Below are 23,815 nucleotides of genomic sequence, written 5' to 3'. Positions count from 1 at the left end.
GCCTCAGCCCTCGCCGGCCCGCGGCAGCCGGGTCAGCCCCAGCAGGGCATTGCGCAACTCTTCAGGCGCGGCTTCGCCGATGTACATCCGCAGGTAGATCTGATAGGCCAGCTCGTTGTTGATGGCCGAAATGGGCTCACCTTCGATTGCCAGCTGCTTGTTGTTGTGGAAGGCCATCCACCCGGTGCCAGGTACCCAGTCCAGGTTGACCACGTCGCCCTTCACCACGCGCTTGACGTTCGCGTAAACGGCACCGATCTGTCCCACGACCGAGATCAGGCGCTTGAACTCGTCCGGCGTGGCCGCCTGCTTGAAATCCGCGATGAAGATGCGCGAGATGGTGGACGAGGTGAATTCGCGCAGGATGTTGAGCTGGATGCGCCGCACACCGTTGAGCCGGTAGATCGGCTCGGCGGTGGTGCGCTTCTCGGGCAGGTACAGGGCCGTCACGTCGGCCTTGTAGTAGCCACGCTTGCGCACGCCCGCGCCATTGAGCACCAGCTTCTGGCCATGGGCCATGATGGTCTCGGGCAGTTCGACGCCCTCGATCTCATAAGCCGCAGCCGCCTGCGCCGAGGTGGCACACCAGGGCATCAGCGCCGCCCCGGCAGCCCCGGCCAGCAACTGGCGGCGGCGCGCATCCATCTGCCCTTCGGGCAGCCGGTCATCATGCATGTCCCTTACCTCCGGACAGGAGACGTTGATCGAAGGGTCAGAGCGGCTTGGACAGCGTCAGCCAGAACGCCTGCCCCTCTGTGCGGTTGCGGGCGTTGAACTCGCGCATCAGCTTGCCTTCTAGCATGAACTCGCCGCCATTGCGGATCCACGCCACGGCAGGACCCGCGGCGTTCACGCTGGCCTTGTTGCCATCGACCATGGCCTTGTAGCCGCCGAGCTCGGCCTGCCGCGCGGTGCTGAAGCCGCCCAGCTTCTGGGTGTCGGCCGACAGCTGCCGCACGAAGTAGCCCTGCAATCCGACGCGCACGTCTTCGGACACGAAGGCCATGGCCTGCCAGTCGAAGTTGAACATGTGGCCCGAGAAGTAGCCATTGTCCTTGTTGCGGGTGTTGAAGGACAGCACCGCGCGGCCGGCCAGATCCCAGCCATCGCCGATGAAGGCGTACTGGAACGAGGGGCGGAAGGTGAAGAAGTTGCCGTAGCCGGGGTTGGCGCGACGGGTGGCCTCGTAATCGCCCGTCGGCACGACGATGGTCGGCGCAAACGACGCAGACTGATGGTCCCCGATTTCCCAGTGGATGACGGGAGACAGCTCGATGTCACCCAGGCCGGTGGCCTTGCTGTCCTGGGCGTTCGCCGCAGCCGAGACGTTGGCGGTGATGGCTCCGGCGCTGCCGGCCAGAGCCGGGTGCAGCGTGAAGTTCGAAACAGACAAGTCTGCCTTGCGCTGCACCAGCGGAATCATCACGGTGAAGCCCAGGTTGCCGCCCAACAGGCGTTCGGTGCTGATGTAGGTGATGCGATTCAGCGCGGCACGGGCGTCCGCGTGCAGGTCGGTCTGGTAGCTGACCGGCAAGCCGGACACGGTCGTGCCGCCGCGCGCGGCGTTCCCGTCGTTGCCTTTGAGCTTGCTCGCGTGATAAGAGACGATGGCCACCTGGCCGTACCAGCCCGGCACGATGGGCGAACTCATGTCGCTGCCACCGACCCCGGGGGAATAGCGCTGCAGGCCATTGTCGGCCGCGTGGGCCGCGGTGGCGGCCGCCAGGGCCATCGCCAGCGCGGCAGCCCGGATCGGGGCCGCGGTGTTCGGGGTGAACTGACTACGGGGGCAGACCATCACAACTCCTTCATGCATTCTGTGTACACCGGCGTACCAGCGCAGGCGCACCGGGTCCGAGCAGCTAACTGTGCCGAGCTGACCGACATTCTGGGCCGCGCCTGTCGCCCACGAGCGACATCAGAAAACGGAAATTGTCACGAAACGGCCCGATGGCCGCTCATCCGAGGGTCGGGACTACCCCAGGGAGCTCACTCCCCCTCGCCGAACTTGTCGTTGATCAGGGCCACGAGGGCCTTCATGGCGTCCTCTTCCCGGTCTCCATCACATTCCAGCTCGACCGAGCTGCCCAACCCGGCGGCCAGCATCATCACGCCCATGATGCTTTTGGCGTTCACGCGCCGGTCATTGCGGCTCATGAATACCTGGCACGGGAAGCTGCTGGCCAGCTTGGTGAGTTTGGCGGAAGCGCGGGCATGCAGGCCCAGCTTATTGCTGATGGTGACGGTGGTCTTGATCATGGGTGGCCTGGATGACCTGGTTGTGCGGGCGGCTGGTGGCGATCTGCATGACCCCCTGCGTGCCTCCCGCGACGGCGCGGGTGATCAGGGTGTCAAGCGGCTCAGCCGCGTAGTTCAGGGCGCGCCACAGCATGGGCACGTTCGCGCCGGTGATGACCTTCACACGCACACCGTCCGCCAGGCGCTGGACGGTGTTGCAGGGCGTGGCCCCGAACACGTCGGTGAGGATCAACGCCTCGCTGCGTTCATCGGATTCGATCGCCCGCGCCAGCAGCAGCCGGGCCTGCGCCTCGATCTCGTCGGGCGGCAGGTTGGGCTGGACGTCCAGGACCTGCAGGGTCTGGGCCGCTTCCGGGAAGCAGTGCGCCGCTGCCAGCTTCAGGGCTGAGGCCAGGGGCGCGTGCGCGATGATGAACAAGCCGGGCATACAGGCAGCGATTATCGGGCGCTCATTCAGGAAATTGAAAGCCTTGCAGGAAGGTGTCTGCCACATCGTCCCCACTTTCCAGCGCTGGACGCTCTGCCGGCTGCCAGACCACCGCCTGGAACACGGTCAGGCCGTGGGCGAAATGCCACGCGTTCACCCGCATCTTCATCGGGCGCCCCAGGCCGTCCGGCCGCTCGGTACGAAACGCCAGCGCCCGCGCCGCGGGCTGCGGCGTCATGCGAGGCACATCGACCCCGACTGGGGGGGACTCCGCGGGCCGCACATCGGGGGCGACCAGGGTCGCCGCGGCCTGCAGGTTGCTGCGCAAGGATTGTTGCAGCCCCTCCAGCGCCGGGGTGACCTCCCGCACGTCACCCAGCCGGGTGTAGGCCAGCGACCAGCTGGTGCCCTCGTGCTGGCACACCAGCATCTGCACGCGCCGCTCCCCCGCCAGCCCGGGAATGGCCACCATGCGACTGGCCGAATCCGGCTTGCAGGGGAAGCGCGCCTGCAGACCGTCGGCGTCGGGCGGTTTCATCTCGCGCCAGTCCGGGCCGCGCCCGCATCCGGTCAGCGCGATCAGCGCCAGCGCCGCCGCGAGAGACACGGCCGGCCTGCCAGCACGGTAGAAAGGCGCCATCACGTGGCGCAGCATCGCGGTATCAGTCATGACTTCATTATCGGGATGGGGCATCACCTTCACCCATGCGTGGGATGGACAGCCGCCCCTCGCGCCCGGAACACTGGCTGCCTGCCCCCCAACCATCGCTCTTCATGCCCATGCCCCCCCACAACCCGCCGCTGTCCGACCTGCTTCGCGGGCTCGGCGTCGGCAGCGGGGGCGGCGCGGAAAACCCCGCCCGGAGCGCCCCGCCCGACCCGGCCCCGCCGTCGGACGACCAGGCTCGATGGCACGAATTGGTGGCCCAGGTGGGCCGGGAACTGGCCGAACCCCTCACGGCCGCACTGGAGCGGGTCACCACCCTCACCACCACGGGCAGGATAGACCGACTGGGTCTGCGAGCGCTGCGTGACGAGGTGGACCGCGCCCGCCAGGCCGGCATCTGGTGTCAGCAGATCGCGCGCCTGGCCTCCGGTCGGGTGCGGCAGCAGGCCGAGCGGGTGCACCTGACCCACACGGTGCAAAGCGCCTTGGCCTACCGAACCCGGGAAATCCACGCCCGGGGCCTGCAGCTGTCGCAATCGCTGCTGCCGCTCGAGGTGATGGCCGATGCGTCGATGCTGTTCGCGCTGTTGAACGCCGCCGTGGACTGGTGCCTCGATGTGGCGCAGGGCACCGTCGAGTTGCGTGTCGACCAGCGCGAATGGCCCGCCCATGCCCGGCTGACAATGCGGCTGCGACACCGCTCGCCGGACGAGGGCGCGCCCGCTGGCCCGGATGCCGTGGCCCAGCGACTCGACACCATGCACTGGCACCTGCTGGACCAGACGGCCCGCACCATGGGACTGCCGCTGGAGCGCCAGGTGGACGCCACCCACGCCCGGATGACGCTCGAGTTTCCGCACACGGTGAATGCGGTCATGCCCCAACTGGACGACGACGACCGCGATCTGGGCTTTTCCTCCTCCGTGAACTCGAAGCCGCTGGCGGGCAGCCACGTGCTGGTCGTGGCCAGCCGACGTGACCTTCGGGTGCAGATCCGGGAAGCCACGCGCAGCATGGGTCTCGTTATGGACTTCGTGGGCTCGATGCGAGAGGCGCGCGCCTTCTGCGACGAGGGGCTGCCCCATGCCATCGTTTTCGAGGGGACGTTGCGGGGACGCGCCTTCGATGAACTGGCTGACGGCATCCGCCGCGAGGTCCCGGAGTTCGTGTTCATCGAGGTGACCGAGCACGGTGACACTTTCGAAGCGGCCTCCATCAGCGAGACCGGCATGGCTCGCCTGGGAGCCGACTCGATCGCCAGCAACCTGCCTTCGGCGCTGGTTTACGAGCTGTCGCGCATCATGTGAGCCATCGTGCAGATCAGGCCGTCTCGCTCAGCAATTTGTCGAGCAACTGGTGCAAAGCCTTGAAGTCCGGCTCGCCCACATAGCGTTTGACCACCTCACCGCGGCGGTTGACGACAAAGGTGGTCGGCGTGAACTGCACCGGTCCGAACGACTGGGCCAATCGCCCGTCGTGATCGATGGCCACGCGGAATGGCAGCTGCCGTGACTGGGCAAACTGCGCAACGTAGGCCGGCGGGTCGTATTCCATGGCGATGGCCAGCGTCTCGAGCCCCCGGGCCTTGAAGCGCTCGTGCGTGGCCACCAGCTCGGGCATCTCTTTCACACAGGTGCTGCAACTGGTCGCCCAGAAGTTGATCACCATCACCTGACCCTTGAGATCGCCAAGCTGGTGACGCCCGCCATCGAGCTGGGTAAAGGGCAAGGCCGGCAGGGTGCTGCGCGCTTCTTCACCGCACCCCGCCAGGGCGGACGCCAGCGCCAGACCGGGAACAAGCGCCAGCAGTTGGCGGCGACGGCGGAACGTCTCGGACTTCATGGGACACACCTCATCAACGGGTGCAGCGCACCCGGGCAAACAGACCGACATTGTGGCGCCATCCCGTGCCCGCGGCCTCAGGAGGGCTTCCGGGGTACCGCGCTGGACGCCGCGGGAGCGGGGGGGCCAGCACCTGGGGTGTCGCGGATCCTGCCGCAGCCTCGGCGGCCTCGGCCTGGAACGGCACCTTTGTCACCTGTGGCTGCGCCCAACTGCCGGTAACGTGGAACGCCTGCGAGCTGGCATCGCTGACCTGCTTGCGCAACAGCACCTGAGCCAGGAACGTTCCCAATCCCACCACGGGGTTGATCGCCGCATAAGCCAGCGAAGCTCCGCCGGCGTTGAGATCGGGCAGCACATAGACATGCAGGTCCTGCGTCTCCCGCGCCAGGTCGGCCTGGCCTTCCATCAGCACGAGCGCCTGCACGCCCCGCATGCGCAGCGCACGCGTGCGGGCCACACCTCGGTCGATGGCCACCTGGCCGTCGATCCGGTCGAATGCAAAGCCGCGCTGGAAAACGTCGCGGAAATCGAGCGTCAGGCGTCGCGGCAGCGACTGCAGGCTCAGCACGCCCAGAAGCTTGGCCATGCCGGGGTCGGCCTTCAGGAACTGCCCTTCAGCAATCTGTACGGCCACGTCGCCGCTCATGCTGGCGGGATCCGGCTCCAGCGGCGACCCGGCCCAGCTGACCTGACCGCTCAGGGTGCCCCGCCCGCCACGCACGGTCTGGGGCTGTCCGAGGCGGGCCAGCAGCGCGCCGCTGTTGCGCAAGTCCAGCTGGAAATCGAAGGCCGATCGGGGGCGCGTGGCATCGCCAGCCGTCGCGGTCCACTGCCCGCTGGCCCGCAGTTCGGCATCGGGGTTGCTGATCCGGAAGGTGTCCAGCCGCCACTCCGGCAAGCCTGTCCGCCCGGGCTGGGTCGACGGTCGGTTGACGGCCTGCACCTCGATGCGCCCCAGGGGCACCCCGCGCCACTCGAAGTCATCGATCAGGATGTCGAGGGCCGGTACGGAGGTGGCTTCGGTCCGCTGCAACAGCCTGGCGCTGGCCTGCGCCGTCAGCACCTCGGCTTCGGCCTCGGGCACCGACAGCCGGGACAGCCTGGCCACCAGGCGTCCGGCCCGCATGGCACTGCTGCGCGAAGACGTGTCACCGAACCACTCCAGCTGGCCGGCCGCCTGCCGCGACGTGAGCTGCACGCGCCACACGCCGGGATCGGCATGCGCCACCGTGGCCTGCAGATCGCGCAAGGTTCGCCCCTGCCAACTGAAGGCCCCGGTGCGCACCGTCAGGGTCTCCGGCAGGTAGTCGTCCAGGTCGGCCGAGACATCCGGGTTGGCGCCCCCCGTCGCCACCGAAGAGAGCGGCGCGGGCAGGCCGATGGTCGACACCCGCTGACCCGGCTCGGTGGCATCCCAGACCGCTTTCCATGCATCAACGTCCAGCGTTGACAACTGGGCCTGTGCGGCAATCCCGGTAAGCGGCAGAACCGGCTGGGCCATGGGGCCGGCCCCAGGTTGCTGCAGGCTCATGACACCACGGCGCACGAGGGCCCGCGGCCCGCTCACGTCCCGGCGTAGGTCGACGTGGAGCCAGGGCGTTCCGCCAGCCAGCGGGGCCGCCCCACCGAGGTCCACCAAGATGGCATCGGCGTGCCCCTGTGGGTCATCGGCACGGTGCACCACGCGCAGCGGCCAGCTGACACCGGCCGGCTTGTGCAACGGCGCCGGCAGGTCGATCGCCAGCCCTTGCAGGGTCGACGTCACGACCACTTCGGGCTGCCCACGTCCCGGTCCGGCATCCGGCACCGCGACGCTTACAGCCACGGGAGTTTCTCCCCTGGCACGCAAACCGAGCCGTTGCAGCGCGGGCCATTCGACAGCCTGCTGCAGGGCCTCGCCGGACAGTTGGCCACGTGCCTGGATCCGCGTGCGCCCGGCCTCGTCGACGCCTCCTTCGACAGCAAAGGGCTGGCCCCACAGGTGGGTTTCAGCCTGGATCTGCAGCGTCTGTTCGGTAAAGGCAATCCGGCCCTTCAGTGCGTGGAAGGTCGGCACGCCGGGCATGAGTCGCAGACTGGCAGCATCCCGCTCGGTGAGCTGCACCTGTCCCTGGACGCGGGTGTCCGCCGTACGGTTCAGCGGGATGTCGAGCGACAGCCGCATCGCCCCCCGCCCTGCGGCCTCGGACCGCGCCATCACGTCGCCGGTCCAGGCGCCGACGGGCGATGCTGAGAGGAAGCGCAGCATGTCGTCCAGCGGGCCGTCTCCACGGCCCTCGATGACCAGATGAGGATCGTGGGCTCCGAGGTCATCGATGCGCCCCTGGACCTCGTGCAGCCTGAAGCCTCCGGTGCCCAGCCCCCCGAGGCGCCCCCGCGCGCCCCGGATGAGCAGACGTTGTCCTTCGAACCGCAGCTCGCCATCCAGCGCAGTGAAGGCCGGCCAGGCTCCGGCATCGAGGTAAGCAGGCACGTAGTCGAGGTGCAGCTGCCGCACGGGCACCGTCACCCGAAACCGCCCGCCCTGGTCATCCTTGAAGGGAAAGCTCCGGAGGTCACCGCGAACATCGAAGGTCACCTTTTCGCCCAACCCCTGCCGCAGGGCGTGCTGGACGTAATCGCGCGCGTCCTGCGGGATCTCCAGGGGCAGGTAGCGCCACACGCGGTCCGCGCGCGCCTGCTGCAGCTCCCCGCTCAGCTGCAGGCGCCCCGGAAAGCGTGCCGAGCCCTCCCCTGTCTGCCATCGGCCCTGGAGCCGCCCGCGCGCATCGGGGTTGGCGAACTCCGCGTCCTTCACCACCACCGACATCGTGCCCGGGCGCTCGCCCGAATCTGGCTGGTGCTGCCACGTCACCCGCGTCTGCAGCTTGTCCAGCGGGACACGAGGCTCCTGGAACACGCCCGGGAAGGCCACCCACCCGTCCCGAAGGCGAAGATCGGCCTGGCCTCCCTGTTCCGTGGCGGACACGGTGACATCGGCCCCGGCCAGACCCGGTAGCCCGGCAGCGTCATCGGCCTGCCAGCCCAGCCCTTGAACCTGGCCCGCCACGGCGTAGCGTTGTGGCGCATCGGGCACGCCATCCCACTGCCAGCGCGCGTTCGTCACCACGCCCTGGGGCGACAAGGCCGCCAGGGTCTGGCGCAAACCGGCAGACAACGGCAGGCGGTCCGCCAGGCGGGCCAGCAGCGCCAGATCCAGACGGTCCGCCCGCGCATCCCCGCCTCGGGTCAGGGCCCACATCTGGTCGGCAAGCGGGACCGGTGTCGAGGCTGCGGCGGCAGGCCAGGGCGCATGCCGCCATACCAGGGAGGCCTGGCTGCGGGGCCAGTCCAGGCCGTCGTCCAGCTCGAAGGCCAGGTCACTCCAGGCGAGCCGGGTTTCCTGTGTCGTGCGGGACATCGCCAGTCGACCCTGCCACCGCCGGAAAGACAGGGGTTGGAGATCCGGGGCCAGTTGCACGCTCACCGAAGCCAGGTCCGCATCCAGGGAACCGCCCTCCCATTGCCCGCGCACGACGTCCAAGGTGGCCTTCACCCGCCCGCGCCCCCCGTGAACGGTCAACGGCAGGCGCACGTGCTGCCTCAGCGCCTGCACATCGACACGGGGCAGCGTGATGGCGAGTTCGCCGCTCCAGCTGAGCACGTCGCCGGGGCGGGTGGTCTGCAGGGCCGCAGGCACCCAGCCCCCGGCGTGCGAAGGCCCCTGGCGACCGCCCCCCATCCAAAGCGGCTGCTGAAAACGCCCACGCAACTCCAGGCGCTCCCCGAACGACGCCGGCGGCGTCGCCTGCAGCCGCCAGTCGTGCACGCGGCGCCCGACACCCAGACGGTTGCTTAGACGCAGATCCACATCGCGCAGCGCCAGCGGAGCACCCCCCTGCTGCTCGTCCTGCCAGGACACCGTTCCGCGTCGGATTTCGATGCGGGACTGGCTCATCACCCAGTCCAGCATCGCGCCGTCTCCCGCAGTCGATGGCGTCTGGTCCAGCGGCAGGCCGGCCACGGTCCAGTGCCCCTGCAGGTCCCGCCGCACGACCAGTTCAGGCGCCTCCAGGATCAGGCGCCCCAGCACCAGCTGGCGCTGCCACAAAGACAAAGGCGACAGGGTCAGGGGCGACACGCGGGCCGTGACCTCTGCCAGACGCAGCCCGACGCGGCCCTGTGCGTCCAGCAGCCGCACGTCGCTCAGCGACAGCACGGGCCACACACCTTGTGCGTGCCCCGACACCCGGCCAATCTGAACCGGCATCCCCAGCGCCCGTGTGGCTTGTTCGGCCAGCGGCGCGCGCCACTCGTCTGCACGGGGCAGAATCAACCACAGGGTGGCCGCCCAGGCCAACACGAAGACCGCACATGCCCCCAGCACCACCCAGGCCAGCCAGCGCATGCCGCCCAGGCCCAGACGGGCCGCCCGGCGGACCAGTCCCGATGACGGAACCGCCCGGGGAAACAACGACGACGGCACGGGTGCATCAGCTTCGGCACCGCGCTCGGGAACAGACATGGACATGGGCGAACGATCTCAGTCGATCCCCCTACAGCCAGAGCGTCAGGCTTGGCCTACCATGGCAACTCAAGCACCCGGGATCGACAACCGAATACCCTAGCACAGACCACCCGCGGCGCCCCTGGTTCCATGTTCGAATTCCCCTTTGACGCAGTCACGACGGCGGCCCCCGCGGCCCACAGCCGTTACGTTCAACGCATTCGTCGCCGCTACGAGGCTGAAGTCCGCGACTTCGCCTCGGCGCATCCGGGGCTGCCGCGTTCGGCCGACATCCGCACCCTCATCGACGTCTTGCGTGCTGGCGGACGGGAACTGGGCTCGGCGCTGCGCGTGGCACGGCAACTGGTGCTGGAGCGGCTGGCGACGCTGGACGTCGAGCAGGGCGCTGCCATGGCGGACATCACCGCGGCCATGACCGAACTGGCCGAGGTCACCCTCGACATCGCGCTGCAGGCCGCGCAGGACGAGCTCGATCAGCGCCACGGCGCGCCGCTCGATCCGCAGGGGCGCCGCGTCGACATGTGGGTGGTCGGCATGGGCAAGCTGGGCGGCCGCGAGCTGAACGTCTCGTCCGACATCGACCTCATCTACGTGTACGAGGAAGACGGCCAGACCGCCGGCGCCCCCGATGGCACGGCCCGCATCAGCGTGCACGAGTATTTCGCGCAGGTGGCGCGCCGCCTGTCCACGCTGATCGGCGACACCACCGAAGACGGCTTCGTGTTCCGTGTGGACCTCGCCTTGCGCCCCAACGGCAACTCCGGCCCGCCGGTCGTCAGCCTGGCCATGCTGGAAGAGTACTTTCTGGTGCAGGGCCGTGAATGGGAGCGCTTTGCCTGGCTCAAGAGCCGCATCGTGGCGCCCCGCGCCGCCATGCCGGGCGGCGAGCGCCATGACCGCGCCCTGGCCCTGCGGGACATCACCATTCCCTTCGTCTTCCGCCGCTACCTCGACTACGGCGTCTTCGAGGGCCTGCGCCAGCTCCACCGCAAGATCCGCGACGAAGCCAACCGCCGCGCGGCCGGCCGCCCGGAGCGCGCCAACGACGTCAAGCTCTCGCGCGGCGGCATCCGCGAGATCGAGTTCACCGTGCAGCTGCTGCAGGTCGTGCGCGGCGGCCAGTTCCCCGAGATCCGCACCCGCAGCACGCTCAGGGCGCTGCAACGGCTCAGCGCGCGCGGCCTCATCCCGCGTGCCACGGCCAACTGGCTGGCCCAGGCCTACGTGTTCCTGCGCCGCGTCGAGCACCGCATCCAGTACCTGGACGACCAGCAGACCCACCTGCTGCCCACGCAGGACGCCGACCTCGCCTGGATCGCCACCAGCCTGGGGCTGCCCGGCCGCAAGATCCTCACCCCGGCGCCGCCGACCGACGCCCCCTGCAAGCCGGCCGACGACGCCGACTGCCAGGGCGCGACCTGCCAGCTGCTCGAAGCCCTGTGCAGCGTGCGCGAGTTCGTGGCCACCGAGTTCGATGCCTTGCTGCACGATGGCCGCAGCCCGGCCCCGACCGAAGGCTGCAAGTCCTGTGGCGGCCCGCCCCTGCCGGTGGACAGCGACGACTTCATTGCCAAACTGCCCGAGCCGATCGCCGAACGCGTGCGGTCCTTCGGCCAGCAAGCCAAGGTGGCGATGCTGCCCGATGCCGGCAAGCTGCGGCTGGCCAAGCTGATCGGCCGGGCCACCCGCACCGCGCTGGATGAAGGCCCCGACGGGCGCGCCCCCCTGGGTGCCGATGCGGTGCTGCATTTCATCGACTGGCTCAACCCCCTGCTGCGCCGCGACAGCTACCTCTCGCTGCTGGCAGAGCGCCCGGACGTGCAGAACCGCCTGCTGCGCCTGCTGGGCCTGGCCAAATGGCCGATGCGCTACCTGCTGCGCCACCCGGGCGTGATCGACGAGCTGGCCGACCCGCGCCTGATGGACGGTCGCTTCGACGCCGCGGCCTATCAGCAGGAGCTGGCCGAGCGCCACCGCGCCTGGGCACGTGCCGGCCAGGCCGACGAGGAAGCCCTGCTCGACACCCTGCGCCGTGCGCACCATGCCGAAGTCTTCCGCACCCTGGTGCGCGACGTCGAAGGCCTCATCACCGTGGAACAGGTCGCCGACGATCTGTCGGCCCTGGCCGATGCCACCGTGTCCACCGCCATCCAGTGGGCGTGGGGCCACCTGCAACAGCGCCCCGGCAAACAGGGCGCGTGGGCCGTCAACCACGAACCGCATTTCGCCGTCATCGCCTACGGCAAGCTGGGCGGCAAGGAGCTGGGCTATGGCTCCGACCTCGACGTCGTCTTCCTGTACGACGACAGCCTGGACGACGCCGATGCGAACGCCGGACCCGACACACCCAGCGCGATCGACGCCTACCTGCTGTTCGCGCGCAAGCTCATCACCTGGCTGACGCTGCGCACCGCGGCCGGCGAGTTGTTCGACATCGACACCGCGCTGCGCCCCAACGGCAATTCGGGCCTGCTGGTGACGTCCTTCCATTCGTACGACGATTACCAGCGCCAGCGCGGCAGCAACACCGCCTGGACCTGGGAACACCAGGCCCTGACGCGGGCGCGCTGGTGCGCGGGTGAGCCCGCCCTGGCCGAGCGGTTCGAGGCCACCCGGCGCGGCGTGCTGGCCACCGAGCGCAATCCGCTCGCCCTGCGCGACGAGGTCCAGGCCATGCGCGAACGGCTGCGCAGCGCCCACGCCTGTCCGCCCGACCAGTTCGACATCAAACACAGCCCCGGCGGCATGATCGACGTGGAGTTCGCCGTGCAGTACCTGATCCTGGCGCACAGCCACCGCCATGCCGCGCTGCTGGACAACGTCGGCAACATCGCCCTGCTGCAACGCGCCGAGGCAGTCGGCCTGCTGCCCGCTGGCCAGGGCGAGGCCGCCGGCCAGGCCTACCGCGAGCTGCGCCGACTGCAGCACCGCGCCCGCCTGGACGAGGCGCCGACCCGGCTGTCGGGCGAGGCCCTGACGGCCATCGAGCCCCACCGGCAGGCCGTGCTGGCCCTGTGGAAGAGCGCTTTCCCGGCCGATCAAGCGTCCGCCGCGGGTGTCTGAGCCGACATCGGCCCCCTCCACGGCATACAGCCGGGCCGGCTGGCTCGGCCTGTGCGCCCTGCTTGGCGTGCCGGCGATGCTGCTGGCCCCGGTTCCCCTCTCACTGCCACCGACCGAATGGCCGCCGCTGGCCCAGGCCCTTGCCTGCCAGCCGGCCCTCGGGTGGGCCCAGCCCCTGCACAGTTGGTGGACATCGGCCTGGTTGCACGGCAGCGATGCCCACCGTGCAACCAACCTCGGCGCCCTGCTGCTGCTTGCCATCATGGGCGGGCTGCCCGCCCTATCCAGGGGGGCCGCGCTGGCCTGGTTCCTGGCCTGGCCGCTGACGCAAATGGGCCTGCTGCTGCAGCCCGACCCCATCGCGTCCTACGCCGGCCTGTCCGGCGTGCTTCACGCGGGGCTGGTCGTGGTCAGCCTGCACGCCCTGGCAGCCAATCACCCCCGTTTTCCCCGCTGGATGGCCGCCTTGCTGCTGCTGGGTGTGGTGGCCAAGCTCATCATGGAAAACCCCTTCGCGCACCGCCTCGTCCAGCCCGCGGGCTCGGATATAACCGTGGTCCCCTGGGTGCACCTGAGCGGCACGGTCGCCGGTCTGCTCTGCGCCCTGTTCACCTGCCTCTGGCGACCTTCCGTGAGCAATACGACATGAAAGTCCCTGTTGAGGGCCCTCATTTGAGCGGGCACCTGCCGACGTCAGGGGAACTTCGACACGGCCCGCCGATCAGCGCAAGGGTGCAGGTGTCCACACCCGCATCCCATCCAACCGACATACCATTCAGAACGACCATGCAAACCCGTCTGTCCGCCTTTGCCCGTTCCCGCTCGATGCGCCTGATGGCCCTGTTGCCTGTCGTCGTGGCGGCATCCCTCGCCGCCGGCTGCGGCGACAAGAGCAAGCCGGAAGGCAAGGCCAGCCAGGCCGCCGCACGGGTCGACAACACCGAGATCACCGTCCATCAGATCAACCAGGTGCTTGAGCGCCAGCAGGGCCTCAAGCCCGAGCAGGCCGAGGCCGCCAGCCGTCAGGTTCTCGAAGGCCTGATCGACCAGCAGCTTGCCGTGGCCAAGGCGGAAGAGCAGAAGCTCGACCGCGATCCGCAGGTCGTGCAGATGCTGGACGCCATGCGCCGCAACGTGCTGGCCCGCACCTACCTGGAAAAGGCCGCCGCGGCCGCTGTGGGAGCCCCGACCGCAGAAGACGTCCGCAAGTACTTCGATGAGAAGCCGGCGCTGTTCTCGCAGCGCAAGGTCTACGCCATCCAGGAGTTCACGGTGCCGGTCACACCGGACGTGGCCAAGCCGCTGATGGACAAGCTCAAGGAAACCAAGGGCCAGCAGGCTTTCGTCGATGTCCTGAAGAACAGTGGCGTGAAGTTCACCGCGAACCAGGTCACCCAGGCGGCTGAAGGCCTGCCGCTGGCCATCGTCGACAAGCTGGCCCAGGTCAACGACGGCGAAGCCCTGTATGTGACCGCCCCGGACGGCTTCAAGGCCATGCTCGTGGTCGCCAGCAAGCTGCAGCCGGTCACCTTCGAACAGGCCAAGCCGGCCATCGAGCAGTTCCTGACGGCCGAGCGTCGCCGCGAATTCGTCAAGAACGAGGTCAAGAACCTGCGCGCCGCCGCCAAGGTCGAGTACATCGGCAAGTTTGCCGAGAAGCCGGCCAGCGGCGCCGCAGCGGCTGCGCCGGCCTCGGCCGAAGTGGCACCGCCCGTCGCCGACACAGCCGCCTCCGCAGCGCCGGGTGGTCTGGATGCCAACGCCCTGAACAAGGGTCTGTCCGGCCTGAAATGATGTTCCGGCGTGGTTGAACACCCGCTGACCGCCCGCACTGTGCCCCCCAGGGTGCAGGCGGGCATTGTTCTTCACTGCATTACCTGACCATGAGCTTTGCTGATTTCCTGCGGGTCCTGCGCGCCAGGTGGGTGCTGGCGCTTACCACCTTGCTGACCATCATCGGTCTGGCCCTGGTGGGCAGCCTGCTGTGGCCCAAGAAGTACACGGCCAAGTCCGTGGTCATGGTCGACATGAAGGTGGACCCGGTCGCGGGCACCCCCTCCATCGGCGTGATGCCCTCGGCCGCCTACCTGGCGACCCAGGTCGACATCATCGAAAGCGGCCATGTGGCCCGCAAGGTGGTCCGGGCGATGAACCTCGCTCAGAGCGCGGCGATGCGCGAGGAATGGGCCAGTGCGACCCGCTCGCAAGGTGACTTCGAGGCCTGGCTGGCCGAGCGCGTCGGCAAGAACCTCAAGGTGGCAGCCGCACGAGAGTCCAACGTCATCGAGATCGAATACGAGTCCACCGACCCTAACTTTTCGGCGGCTCTCGCCAACGCCTACGCACGGGCCTACATCGACTCGACCGTCCAGTTCAAGACCGCACCGGCCCGGCAGTACTCCGACTTCTTCGAAGAACGCGCCCGCCTGGCTCGCCAGAAGATGGAGGCTGCCCAGGCCAAGCTGTCGGCAGCCCAGCAGGAGCGCGGCATCGTCGTCACCGACGAGCGCCTGGACGTCGAGACCACCAAGCTCAACGACCTCTCTGCGCAGCTGACTTCGCTGCGCGGTGTCGTCGCCGATGCATCGAGCCGCCGCAGCCAAGCGGCCGCCAACGCCGACGTTTCACCGGAGGCCATGAACAACGCCGTGATCGCCACCCTCAAAGGCGACCTGGCCAAGCAGGAGGCCTTGCTCGACCAGTCTCTGGAACGTTTCGGCGAACAACACCCCACCATCGTCGAGCTGCGCGCCGCGATTGCCTCCACCCGCGCCAAGATCCGTGCTGAGGTAGGCCGCGTCAGCAGCAGCCTGAGTGCCACCAGCCAGATCAGCTCGTCCCGGGCCGCTGCCATCCAAGCCGCCTACGAAGAGCAGCGCCAGAAGGTGCTCAAGATGAAGCAGGATCGCAACGACCTGCTCGTGCTGGAGCGGGAGGTCGATGCAGCCCAGCGGGTGTTCGACGCCATCCAGGCCCGCCAGAGCCAGATGAGCCTGGAAGGCAGCAACAGCCAGACCAACATCGTCGTGCTGGGGCAGGCCACGGCCCCGGTCTCGCCCAGCTCGCCGCGCCTGGCCCTCAACCTGGTGCTGGCCACCATCGTGGGCGGCCTGATCGCGCTGGGCCTGACCATGGGGGTCGAGTTCATGGACCGCAAAGTCCGCTCGGCCACCGACATCATCACCCTCGTGGAACTGCCTGTCATCGGCACGCTGCCCGGCCCGCGCACGCGAGCCAGCCGCCTGCCCTGGCTCAATGGTTCCGCACGCCCGCCCGGGAACGCGCTCAAACCCGCCTCGTCCGGTGCCTCGCAGCGCTTCGGTAGTCTGGGATAAGCCATGCAAGACACCCATCACAAGAACTTCTCTGCCTCCAACCTGGGCGTGCCCGATTCCCGCTTCCCGGAAACGCAGCAGCTGGGCGGCGAGCCGACCATCGGCGAACTGATCAGCCGGGCCAACAACCTGTCGCCGGACCAGATCGAGCAGATCCTGACCTACCAACGCGAAAACGGGGTTCGCTTCGGGGAGGCCGCGGTGGCGCTCGGCCTGGCCAACACCGACGACGTGATGTGGGCCCTGGCCCAACAGTTCCACTACCCGTACAGCGGCGAGCACGACGACGCATGCAGCGAAGAACTGGTGGTGGCCAAGCAGCCGTTCTCGCCCCAGGCGGAGTCCTTCCGCACCACCCGCAGCCATCTCATCATGAAGCTGTACAGCGGGGTCGGGCCGAGGAACGCCCTGGCCGTGGTCAGCCCGCGGGGCGGAGACGGGAAGACCTATTTCGCCGCCAACCTGGCCGTGGCCTTTTCGCAGCTGTCCGGCCGTACCCTGCTGATCGACGCCAACATGCGCAACCCGCGGCTGCACGAGGTGTTCAACCTCAAGCCGGGATCGCCGGGTCTGTCCAGCATCCTCACCGGTCGCTCGGTGTCCAACGTCATCCAGTCGGTCAAGGCCCTGCCCAACCTGTTCGTGCTGCCGGTCGGCACGGTGCCGCCGAACCCGCTGGAACTGGTCGAACGCCCGGCCTTCGGCCTGCTGATCCGCGAGCTGCTCACCAAGTTCGACCGCGTCATCGTCGACACGCCGGCGGCGTCCCAAGGCATGGACGGTGCGGTCATCGCGGCCAAGTGCGGCGCGGCCCTGGTGATGGCGCGTCAGAACGTGACCCACGTGGCCGACATGCAGGCCGTGGTCTCCACGCTGCGGATGTCCGACATCGACATCGTCGGCAGCGTGCTCAACGCCTACTGACGACGAACACCGGCACATGCGCCGGCACACGCCTCCCGGAACCCCGTGGCCACGCAGGCTACGGGCTCTCGCATTCTGCGGCCTTCAGGTCTGGCTGGTCAGCTTAGGAGGCACAGCTGCCTTCGCCGCTCCTCCGCCTTGCCCGGAAGGCCCCCGCGTCGTGCCGTCAGCCCCGGACGGCCGGGCCATCCAGCACGCGATCGACCGGGCCGGTGCCGGCGAGGTGATCATGCTGAGCGGCCACTATCGGGTGGACCGCACGCTGCGCTTGAAGTCCGGCACCCAGCTGTGTGCGCAGCCCGCTGCCACCCTTGAGTGGGCAGACGAAGCCCGCCCCGGCATGCTGCTCGACGCCACCCGGGCCGACCGCACCCGCGTCCAGAATCTGATCCTGCAAGGGCGCGGCATCGCGCTCAAAGGCCGCGGCCACCATGTCGAAAACAACTGGGTGCGGGGCATCACGGGTGGGCAGCAACACGGCCACGCCGCCTGGAACCAGCGGCACGGGGTGCTCGTGGTCGACCGGGCCGAGCAACTGCGCGTCGTCGGCAACCGCTTCGAGGACATCGTCGACACCGGCATCATGGCCTACGGCCTGCGCGACAGCACGCTCAGCGGCAACCACTTCCTGCGCGTGCGAGAAGGCATCCACCTCTGGTCCTGCGGCGACACCCTCATCGCCGAGAACACCGGTGAGGGATTCACCGCCATGGCGCTGGAAGTGCAAGGCGACGACCTGCCCGGCCTGCGCATCCGCGACAACCGCTTCGGCAACTGGCGGGCAGACCACGATGCGGGCTACCACGCGATGTCGGTTGTCAGTGGCATTGGCGCCGTCATTCAGGGCAATGTCGTGGATGCCAGGCCCACACTGGGGGCCACACTCGAGGTGGGCGGCGTCGCCCCCGAAGTCAGGCAGAACACATTTTCGGGCGCGCCACTGGTCATCGCCACCGCTCCCGACGCCCGCATCCAGGGAAACACGCTGCGCGGGGCCGGCATCGTCAAGGACGTGAACCGGGTCCGGGGTGGCCAGCTTGCCATCCGCGGCAACCGCATCGAACAGGCCCCGGGGGCCGCGATCACCACCGACCAATGGCGCGGTTACGACCGCATCGACATCAGCGGCAACACCATCGTCCGGCAGCAGAAGGCCAGCGATCCGCCCTTCATCGGCATCCTGCTGACAGGCACCGACAAGGCCCCGCTGCAAGTCACCGGCAACCGCATCACCTTGTTGCCGGGTGAGGCCCACCCGGCCCCCATGGCCTGCCTGGGTAATTCGGGCTTTCAGGGCGACATGCGGGGCACGGTGGTGGCCGACAACGTGTGCGAGGGCCGCGGCCACGGTGTCTTCGTGCGCACCAACTCGCAGGGCGGGCACCGCGGCGTGCGCTACTTGCGCAACACGCTGCGGGATCTGCGCCAGGGCATCAGCGGCGACAGCAGTGGCTTGATGGCAGAGCGCAACCAGCTCGAACGTGTTGCGGCCGATCCGGCAGGCCTGGAACGCTGAGCCCCGCGGTCGGCAGGCAGCACCGCCACCAGGTCGGCTCCGACCAGCCCCCTCAGGTCATCGGCGGACGCCACTCGGCGCCCGAACCGGTTGGCCATCAAGGCGGCCAGGACGGCAAACAGCCCACCCGCGCCCAGCGCCGTCGGCCAAACCACCTCGGCCCGCGGAAACCAGGGCTCGTGGGGCAGCGGGGCCGCCTCCACCAGCACCATGTCCGACTTGCTCGCGTCACGGTTGTAGGCCAGCGTCGCCATGTTGGTCGCCATCACGATGTAGTCCTCGGCCGCCGCGTCAAAGCGGGACTGCGCCTGCTTGAAAGCGGCCCGATCGTCCAGCGAGCCCAGCAGCCGGTCCCGGGCGGCCACGCCAACCTGGTCACGTTGCAGCCGCGCACCCTGCTGGATGTCCGCCATCGCCCCCATCGAGCGGCTCAGTTGCGCCAGGTGGGCCTGGATGTCCTGCTGTGTGCGCTGGATGGCGGCCTCCAGCGAGGCCACCGCGGGGTGGTTCACGCCCTGCTGGGTCATCGTGGCGTCACGGCGGCCGCTCAAGTCGGCCAGGCGCACCCGCAAGGACTGCAGGACCGGGTCGTCCAGTGCAGCCCGAGAACCCGGCTCCGCCTGTAGCACTTGCGCGGTCGCCAAGGCCTGCCGAGCGGCCACCAACCCTTCCACAGTCTGCCGCTGCAAGGCGCTGTCCGCCACAAAGCCGGGATCGGTCAGCCCCTCCAGCAGCACGCCCGAGCGTGTCGCCACTGCGGTCAGCTCGTCGTGCGCGGCCCGCATGCGCGCCAGGCTGGCCTCCAGGCTTTGCGCCACGGGCGATTCCAGCGCTTGGTCGTCCAGCTTGTTGAGGCGGTCCACCGCAGCCACCAGCTCTTCTGCGTACGCATTGGCCATGGTCCGGGCAAAGCCGGCGTCCGGCGCGGCATACCCCACCTGCAGCAGGTAGCCCCCACGGCCGGCGCTGGGCACCAGCCCGCCCTGAGCAAGCCGGATCAGCCACTGCTGAAAGGAGCCCGCAGAAGGCCCCTGACGGACCCACGCCTGGCGCAGGATGTCGACCTCTTCCAGCTGCAGGCGCCGCACCACACGCTCGGCGACCAGGTCGCTCATCAGCAAGGCGGCACGCGCTCCAATGACCATGCCCGCCCCCTCTGCCTGCACCGCTCGCACCGGCGAAGGCTGGGTGTCCGTCAGCACCAGTGCGGTCGCCAGGTGATAGCTGGGCAAGGTCACCCAGTAACCCAGGGCCACCAGCTGGCTGGCCGCAAACACGGCCAAGGCCAGCTTGCGGTGCTGCGTCAGTGCACGCGACAAGCCCGTCCTCATGATCCACACTCCTGGGCAGCCACTCGGCCACCGCTTTGCGCCACGCGACGAACCACGTCCAGAACCCCCGTAGCGCACCGGGCCCAGCTCAGATCATGCGCCACCCGGTCGGCCATGGCCCGTGCCCGCTCGCCGCGTACGCTGGCTGGCTCGGGCACCGCCGTGATCTCGCACAGGGCCCGGGCGGCTGCAGCGGCGTCGTCCACCGGCACCAGGGTGGCGAGGCCTGCACACAGCTCGCGGTGTGCAGGGATGTCCGAGCACACGACCGGTGCCCCCGCACGCAGCGCCTCCAGGGGAGGAAAGCCAAACCCCTCGATGCGGGACAGAAACAGAAAGGCCCTCGCATGGGCATAGAGCCCCGACAGGGTCTCGGCCGACACGGTACCCAACGCGGCCACACCGGCATCGAATTCGCCGCTCACACCGACCAGCTTCAGCGGGAGGGCCGCGGCTCCGCACTGCCGCCGATAGGCTGCATAGGCCTGCAGCACCCCCGACAGGTTCTTGTGGGGCAGCCCCGACGCCAGCGCCATGATGTAGTCGTCGTGCTGAGATGCCGGCGCGGGCAGCGGGGGCACGCCGTTGTAGACCACGCTCACCCGCTGAGCCGGGGCACCTGCCTCACGCAACGCCGCAGCCGTGGCCCCGGAGATCGCGATGATGGCATCGGCCGCCTGCACCGAGTGCATGAGCCCGGCTTTCACCAGCCATCCTTCGAGGCGCCCGAAGTGGCTCGGGTGATGCCGCAGGTACCAAAGCGGGATCAGGTCGTGGATCACGCACACCGTGCGCAGCCCGGTGAGCCGACGGCCCAACCCCGGTGTGAAACCCTTGGGGGACAGGTAGACCGCATCCGCACCGCGACCGCGCGCCCACAGCGCCGCACCGAACTGAGACCACCAGAGCCGCCTCACGCGCCCCGGCATGCGGGACGCGTTCTCATGCAAGTGCACCGTGGACGGCAGACCGAGGGCGCGGAAGTCCGCGACGTTCTCGCCATGGCAGACCACGTCCATCGTTTCACCGGGCCGGAGCTGAGCCGCCATCGCCCCGCACAGCTGCAGCGCGTAGCTGTAGATCCCTTTGCTCTTTGCAGAGTGAGGGGTCAGCTCAAAGGCATCAAACACCAGTCGCACGGCCTGCTCCCGGCCGGATCTCCACCCGGCGCGTCACGATGTAGTACTCCATGCTCACCATGCCTGCCACGATGTAGAACATCGCGGCGATCGAGGGGGACTCGAAGTTGGGCTCGGACAGGCTGGTCAGCAACAGCATGCCCATCAGGATGAAGCCCCACGCAGCAAAGCCCTTGAAGTGTCCTGCGTCGTCCTCACCCAGGCCGGGCAAGCGGGCCCCCAGCCAGGCTCGCCGCATCGACCCGAGCACCACGGCCCCCCACAGACCGAAATAGACGATGCCCCCACGCACCAGGCTGGAGATGAAGCTGTTGTGCGGCTCCCGCACCACCACACCTTCGCCGTTCTCGCCCGGCGACATGAAGTTCGTCAGCGCGGGGCCATAGCCCACTCCGAACACCATGCGGTCCGGGCTGGCACGCCACATGTCGAGCGAAGAAGCCCACCACACCATGCGTTGCTGCACGCCGGTTGCCCCGTACTCATCACCGTGCTTGCCGGAGATCGACAGAAACCGGTCCACCACGGCAGACAGCGTCACGTCCGAGATGCGCCCCGGGATCTTGATGTTCAACGTCTCGACCAGGGCCAACACCATCACCAGGGCCACCATGCCGGCCGCCACCGCCGAGAAGGCGCGCTTGTAGCCGAAGAAACCCAGCACCACCGGCAGACACAGGATGATCAGATAGAGGTTGCGCGACTGGGCCATCACGACGACCAGGATGGTCTCGACCAGCACCAGCGCGATCCACAGCGTGCGCACCCAGGTGCGCCGCGGAAACACATGCGGGATGGCAAACCACGCCACCAGCACCGCAATGGCCGTGTAGGGCGACGTCACATGTGCGCCGAGCACCGGCACGGCCTGCTGATAACTGCTGAACGAAGGCGAGATGGCCTTGATCCACGGCGAGATCGGCCAGGTCAGGCAGTACAGCCCGCCTGCGACGAACCAGATGCGCAAGAACCGGTCGCGCCATGCCAGCCAGACACCCCGGTGCACCCCCAGGGCGACGACGGCCATGCCCGCCACGAAAAAGACGATGTCCACAACGGTCAGCACGTCGCGCAGGGCCGCCATCCTGTACTCGAAGAAGTCGCGATACAGGTGATAGGCCGGCGGCAGGATCAGGGCCGCCATCGCAAGCCAGAACGCTGGCGTCTTCGACAGCCAGCGGTAGGTCATGGGCAGCAAAATCACCAGCGCCAACAGGCAGGCACCTTCGGCCAGCGTGATCTTGGCCGCGCCAGCACCCACCACGATGTTGGTGAAGCCGTAGTTCAGCACCAGCTGCCCCAGCGTCACCGATAGCACCATCCGCACGTACCACGGTGCGTCGGGGGCGGCGAAACTGAAGCCGGCCAGCAGCACCAGGACCAGCAGCGCGTAACGCAAGACCACCAGCCCGACAAACGGGCTGCCGACCAGGAAGTAAAAGCACAGGGCCGGCAGAACCAGGCCGAACAGGGCGAACAAGCCCACGTCCGACCAGGAAGGCCAGGTCAGCGCCGCCACCCGGCTGCGCCACATCGTCATGGTGTTCATGTCTTTGCCTCTGCGGGTTGGCCCACCAGTGCAGGCAGGTGCGCACACGCGTCCTCGTACACCGCCGCGGCGCGGTCTGCCCACCCCATGCGTCGGGCGCGCGACACAGCCTCGTCATGCATGGCCTGGCGGGCCGGTGTCGACAGGCTGTGAAACGCCGCGATGGCCTGCGCCAGACCCGCCACCACGGCAGCCTGGCTGCGCTGCTGCGTCGACACGACCATGCCGGAGCCCGGTGTGACGAAGTGGGCGGGCCCCCCCAGGTCCAGGCAGATCACGGGCAATCCGCGGGACAGCGATTCCATCACCACCGTCCCGCCCGAATCGTGCAGGCTCGGGAAGAAGAACGCGTCGGCCTGGTGGTACAGCGTCATCAGTTCGGCCTGGGGCAACTTGGGGATGAAATGCACCCGGTCGTGCAGCCCCAGCGCTGCCGCCCGGGCACGCAGAAAGCCATCCAGTTCGCCCTCGCCCACGATGGTCAGGTCCACGTCGACGCCCTGGTCCAGGGCCGAGCGGAGGGCCGGCAGCGCGAGGTGCAAACCCTTGAACGGGATCAGCCGGCCGGCAAACAGCAGACGCGTGCGCGCCTGCCGTTGAACCGGCTGCGATCGGGGCACCACGTCCATCACGCCCACTTCGTGCGCCACCACAGCCTTCGCCCGCAGGCTGGCGGGCAGGAAGGCCAGCGTGTCACGCGTGCGGCAGTAGAGCCGGTCGGCGCGAGACCAGGCGAGCCGGGTCGGCGCATCGAGCCAGAAGCTCCAGAGCACAAGGGTGCGCAGCGCCTCCTTCAGCCTCGCCTTCCACGGCAGGCCAGCGAAGAGGTGTGCCGGCGCGGTTTCGGCCCCACCCAGCGGTCCGACAATGAACGGCACGCCCAGGCCACCCAGCCAGGACGGGTAGCGCAGCGAGCCCCATGTCAGGTGGTGAACCACATCGAAGGCCTGTGTGCTCAGCATCTGCTTCACCACGGGGCGGACGTGCCACTGCCAGCGCAGGTAGTAAAGCTGCGAATTCATCATCTGCTCGTGAAACGGCCCCGATCGGGGTGCCAGGTCCACGTAAACCACCGACAGCCCGGGCACGGGTCGCCGCGCCAGTTCATCGTCGACATGGGCTCGGAAAGCGGGGTGCGTCAGCACGGTGACATCGTGCGAGCGCGCCATCGCCACAGCCCAATGCCACCCCACGCCACACTCGGACCCGAGCAGGGGGGAGAACGCAAAGGCCGACAGCAGAATCTTCATGGG

17 protein-coding genes are annotated in these 23,815 nt (G+C 68.6%); 7 read left to right on the top strand and 10 right to left on the bottom strand.

All coding sequences use genetic code 11. The features are described 5' to 3' along the window. Positions 1-3: 3 nt before the first annotated feature. The 5 genes from QZ709_RS14640 to QZ709_RS14620 all read right to left on the bottom strand — a co-directional run bounded on the left by QZ709_RS14640 (position 4) and on the right by QZ709_RS14620 (position 3,356). Complete coding sequence (locus QZ709_RS14640) at positions 4-675, bottom strand: chalcone isomerase family protein (RefSeq protein ID WP_294638120.1); 672 nt, start codon at positions 673-675, stop codon at positions 4-6. A 37-nt stretch (positions 676-712) separates the two neighbouring features. Then, positions 713-1,798 carry a transporter gene (locus QZ709_RS14635; protein WP_294638119.1) on the bottom strand — a complete coding sequence of 362 codons (1,086 nt, stop codon included), beginning with the start codon at positions 1,796-1,798 and terminating at the stop codon, positions 713-715. Positions 1,799-1,989: 191 nt separating this feature from the next. Further along, positions 1,990-2,259 (bottom strand): HPr family phosphocarrier protein, encoded by a 270-nt coding sequence (locus QZ709_RS14630; RefSeq protein WP_294638118.1) that lies wholly within the window; start codon positions 2,257-2,259, stop codon positions 1,990-1,992. Further along, complete coding sequence (locus QZ709_RS14625) at positions 2,228-2,686, bottom strand: PTS fructose transporter subunit IIA (RefSeq protein ID WP_294638117.1); 459 nt, start codon at positions 2,684-2,686, stop codon at positions 2,228-2,230. The genes QZ709_RS14630 and QZ709_RS14625 overlap by 32 nt, the downstream gene beginning before the upstream one ends. 22 nt (positions 2,687-2,708) lie before the next feature. Continuing rightward, the gene (locus tag QZ709_RS14620) at positions 2,709-3,356 is read right to left on the bottom strand and encodes a hypothetical protein (RefSeq protein WP_294638116.1); all 648 of its coding nucleotides are present in this window, start codon (positions 3,354-3,356) and stop codon (positions 2,709-2,711) included. A 104-nt stretch (positions 3,357-3,460) separates the two neighbouring features. Here QZ709_RS14620 and QZ709_RS14615 point away from each other — a divergent pair, with 104 nt between their 5' ends. Further along, complete coding sequence (locus QZ709_RS14615; protein ID WP_294638115.1) at positions 3,461-4,660, top strand: hypothetical protein; 1,200 nt, start codon at positions 3,461-3,463, stop codon at positions 4,658-4,660. Positions 4,661-4,673: 13 nt separating this feature from the next. On the opposite strand, the gene QZ709_RS14610 is transcribed toward QZ709_RS14615, so the two are convergent. Together QZ709_RS14610 and QZ709_RS14605 are read right to left on the bottom strand one after the other, a co-directional pair. Next, on the bottom strand, positions 4,674-5,195 hold the full coding sequence (locus tag QZ709_RS14610; protein WP_294638113.1) for a TlpA disulfide reductase family protein: 522 nt from the start codon (positions 5,193-5,195) through the stop codon (positions 4,674-4,676). 13 nt (positions 5,196-5,208) lie between these two features. Then, entirely contained in the window at positions 5,209-9,708 is a 4,500-nt protein-coding gene (locus QZ709_RS14605; protein WP_294638112.1) for a YhdP family protein, read from the bottom strand. Between the two features lie 126 nt (positions 9,709-9,834). On the opposite strand from QZ709_RS14605, the gene glnE reads away from it, so the two are divergent. The 6 genes from glnE to QZ709_RS14575 all read left to right on the top strand — a co-directional run bounded on the left by glnE (position 9,835) and on the right by QZ709_RS14575 (position 18,543). Further along, positions 9,835-12,768: a bifunctional [glutamate--ammonia ligase]-adenylyl-L-tyrosine phosphorylase/[glutamate--ammonia-ligase] adenylyltransferase gene (gene glnE / locus QZ709_RS14600; protein WP_294638111.1), complete on the top strand. Its 2,934-nt coding sequence runs from the start codon at positions 9,835-9,837 to the stop codon at positions 12,766-12,768. Further along, positions 12,761-13,417, top strand: coding sequence for a hypothetical protein (locus tag QZ709_RS14595; RefSeq protein ID WP_294638110.1), 657 nt, complete (start codon positions 12,761-12,763; stop codon positions 13,415-13,417). The genes glnE and QZ709_RS14595 overlap by 8 nt, the downstream gene beginning before the upstream one ends. A gap of 137 nt (positions 13,418-13,554) precedes the next feature. Further along, positions 13,555-14,562, top strand: coding sequence for an EpsD family peptidyl-prolyl cis-trans isomerase (locus QZ709_RS14590; protein WP_294638109.1), 1,008 nt, complete (start codon positions 13,555-13,557; stop codon positions 14,560-14,562). Positions 14,563-14,651: 89 nt separating this feature from the next. After that, positions 14,652-16,103, top strand: a complete 1,452-nt coding sequence (gene epsF / locus QZ709_RS14585; RefSeq protein WP_294638107.1) for a chain length determinant protein EpsF — start codon at positions 14,652-14,654, stop codon at positions 16,101-16,103. A gap of 3 nt (positions 16,104-16,106) precedes the next feature. Further along, complete coding sequence (locus tag QZ709_RS14580) at positions 16,107-17,027, top strand: polysaccharide biosynthesis tyrosine autokinase (RefSeq protein WP_294638105.1); 921 nt, start codon at positions 16,107-16,109, stop codon at positions 17,025-17,027. 160 nt (positions 17,028-17,187) lie between these two features. Next, positions 17,188-18,543, top strand: a complete 1,356-nt coding sequence (locus QZ709_RS14575; RefSeq protein WP_294638104.1) for a right-handed parallel beta-helix repeat-containing protein — start codon at positions 17,188-17,190, stop codon at positions 18,541-18,543. Positions 18,544-19,870: 1,327 nt separating this feature from the next. On the opposite strand, the gene QZ709_RS14570 is transcribed toward QZ709_RS14575, so the two are convergent. From QZ709_RS14570 to QZ709_RS14560, 3 genes are read right to left on the bottom strand one after another with little or no spacing between them, the layout of a single operon-like run. Continuing rightward, positions 19,871-21,013, bottom strand: a complete 1,143-nt coding sequence (locus QZ709_RS14570; RefSeq protein WP_294638103.1) for a glycosyltransferase family 1 protein — start codon at positions 21,011-21,013, stop codon at positions 19,871-19,873. After that, a complete protein-coding gene (locus QZ709_RS14565) occupies positions 20,997-22,562 on the bottom strand; it encodes an O-antigen ligase (RefSeq protein WP_294638101.1) in 1,566 nt (521 codons plus the stop codon). The genes QZ709_RS14570 and QZ709_RS14565 overlap by 17 nt, the downstream gene beginning before the upstream one ends. Continuing rightward, positions 22,559-23,812: a glycosyltransferase gene (locus tag QZ709_RS14560; RefSeq protein WP_294638099.1), complete on the bottom strand. Its 1,254-nt coding sequence runs from the start codon at positions 23,810-23,812 to the stop codon at positions 22,559-22,561. The genes QZ709_RS14565 and QZ709_RS14560 overlap by 4 nt, the downstream gene beginning before the upstream one ends. Positions 23,813-23,815 lie beyond the last annotated feature (3 nt).

It is taken from the genome of uncultured Aquabacterium sp. (genome assembly GCF_913773725.1).
Lineage (GTDB): Bacteria > Pseudomonadota > Gammaproteobacteria > Burkholderiales > Burkholderiaceae_C > Aquabacterium.
This window is presented reverse-complemented; position numbering and strand designations above follow the sequence as displayed.

What these genes read in the sequence shown, in the direction of transcription:
- QZ709_RS14560 (WP_294638099.1), bottom strand. Translation starts at nt 23,812, where the DNA reads ATGAAGATTCTGCTGTCGGCCTTTGCGTTCTCCCCCCTGCTCGGGTCC.
- QZ709_RS14565 (WP_294638101.1), bottom strand. Translation starts at nt 22,562, where the DNA reads ATGAACACCATGACGATGTGGCGCAGCCGGGTGGCGGCGCTGACCTGG.
- QZ709_RS14630 (WP_294638118.1), bottom strand. Translation starts at nt 2,259, where the DNA reads ATGATCAAGACCACCGTCACCATCAGCAATAAGCTGGGCCTGCATGCC.
- QZ709_RS14635 (WP_294638119.1), bottom strand. Translation starts at nt 1,798, where the DNA reads ATGGTCTGCCCCCGTAGTCAGTTCACCCCGAACACCGCGGCCCCGATC.
- glnE (WP_294638111.1), top strand. Translation starts at nt 9,835, where the DNA reads ATGTTCGAATTCCCCTTTGACGCAGTCACGACGGCGGCCCCCGCGGCC.
- QZ709_RS14590 (WP_294638109.1), top strand. Translation starts at nt 13,555, where the DNA reads ATGCAAACCCGTCTGTCCGCCTTTGCCCGTTCCCGCTCGATGCGCCTG.
- QZ709_RS14610 (WP_294638113.1), bottom strand. Translation starts at nt 5,195, where the DNA reads ATGAAGTCCGAGACGTTCCGCCGTCGCCGCCAACTGCTGGCGCTTGTT.
- QZ709_RS14615 (WP_294638115.1), top strand. Translation starts at nt 3,461, where the DNA reads ATGCCCATGCCCCCCCACAACCCGCCGCTGTCCGACCTGCTTCGCGGG.
- QZ709_RS14605 (WP_294638112.1), bottom strand. Translation starts at nt 9,708, where the DNA reads ATGTCCATGTCTGTTCCCGAGCGCGGTGCCGAAGCTGATGCACCCGTG.
- QZ709_RS14640 (WP_294638120.1), bottom strand. Translation starts at nt 675, where the DNA reads ATGCATGATGACCGGCTGCCCGAAGGGCAGATGGATGCGCGCCGCCGC.
- QZ709_RS14625 (WP_294638117.1), bottom strand. Translation starts at nt 2,686, where the DNA reads ATGCCCGGCTTGTTCATCATCGCGCACGCGCCCCTGGCCTCAGCCCTG.
- epsF (WP_294638107.1), top strand. Translation starts at nt 14,652, where the DNA reads ATGAGCTTTGCTGATTTCCTGCGGGTCCTGCGCGCCAGGTGGGTGCTG.
- QZ709_RS14580 (WP_294638105.1), top strand. Translation starts at nt 16,107, where the DNA reads ATGCAAGACACCCATCACAAGAACTTCTCTGCCTCCAACCTGGGCGTG.
- QZ709_RS14620 (WP_294638116.1), bottom strand. Translation starts at nt 3,356, where the DNA reads ATGACTGATACCGCGATGCTGCGCCACGTGATGGCGCCTTTCTACCGT.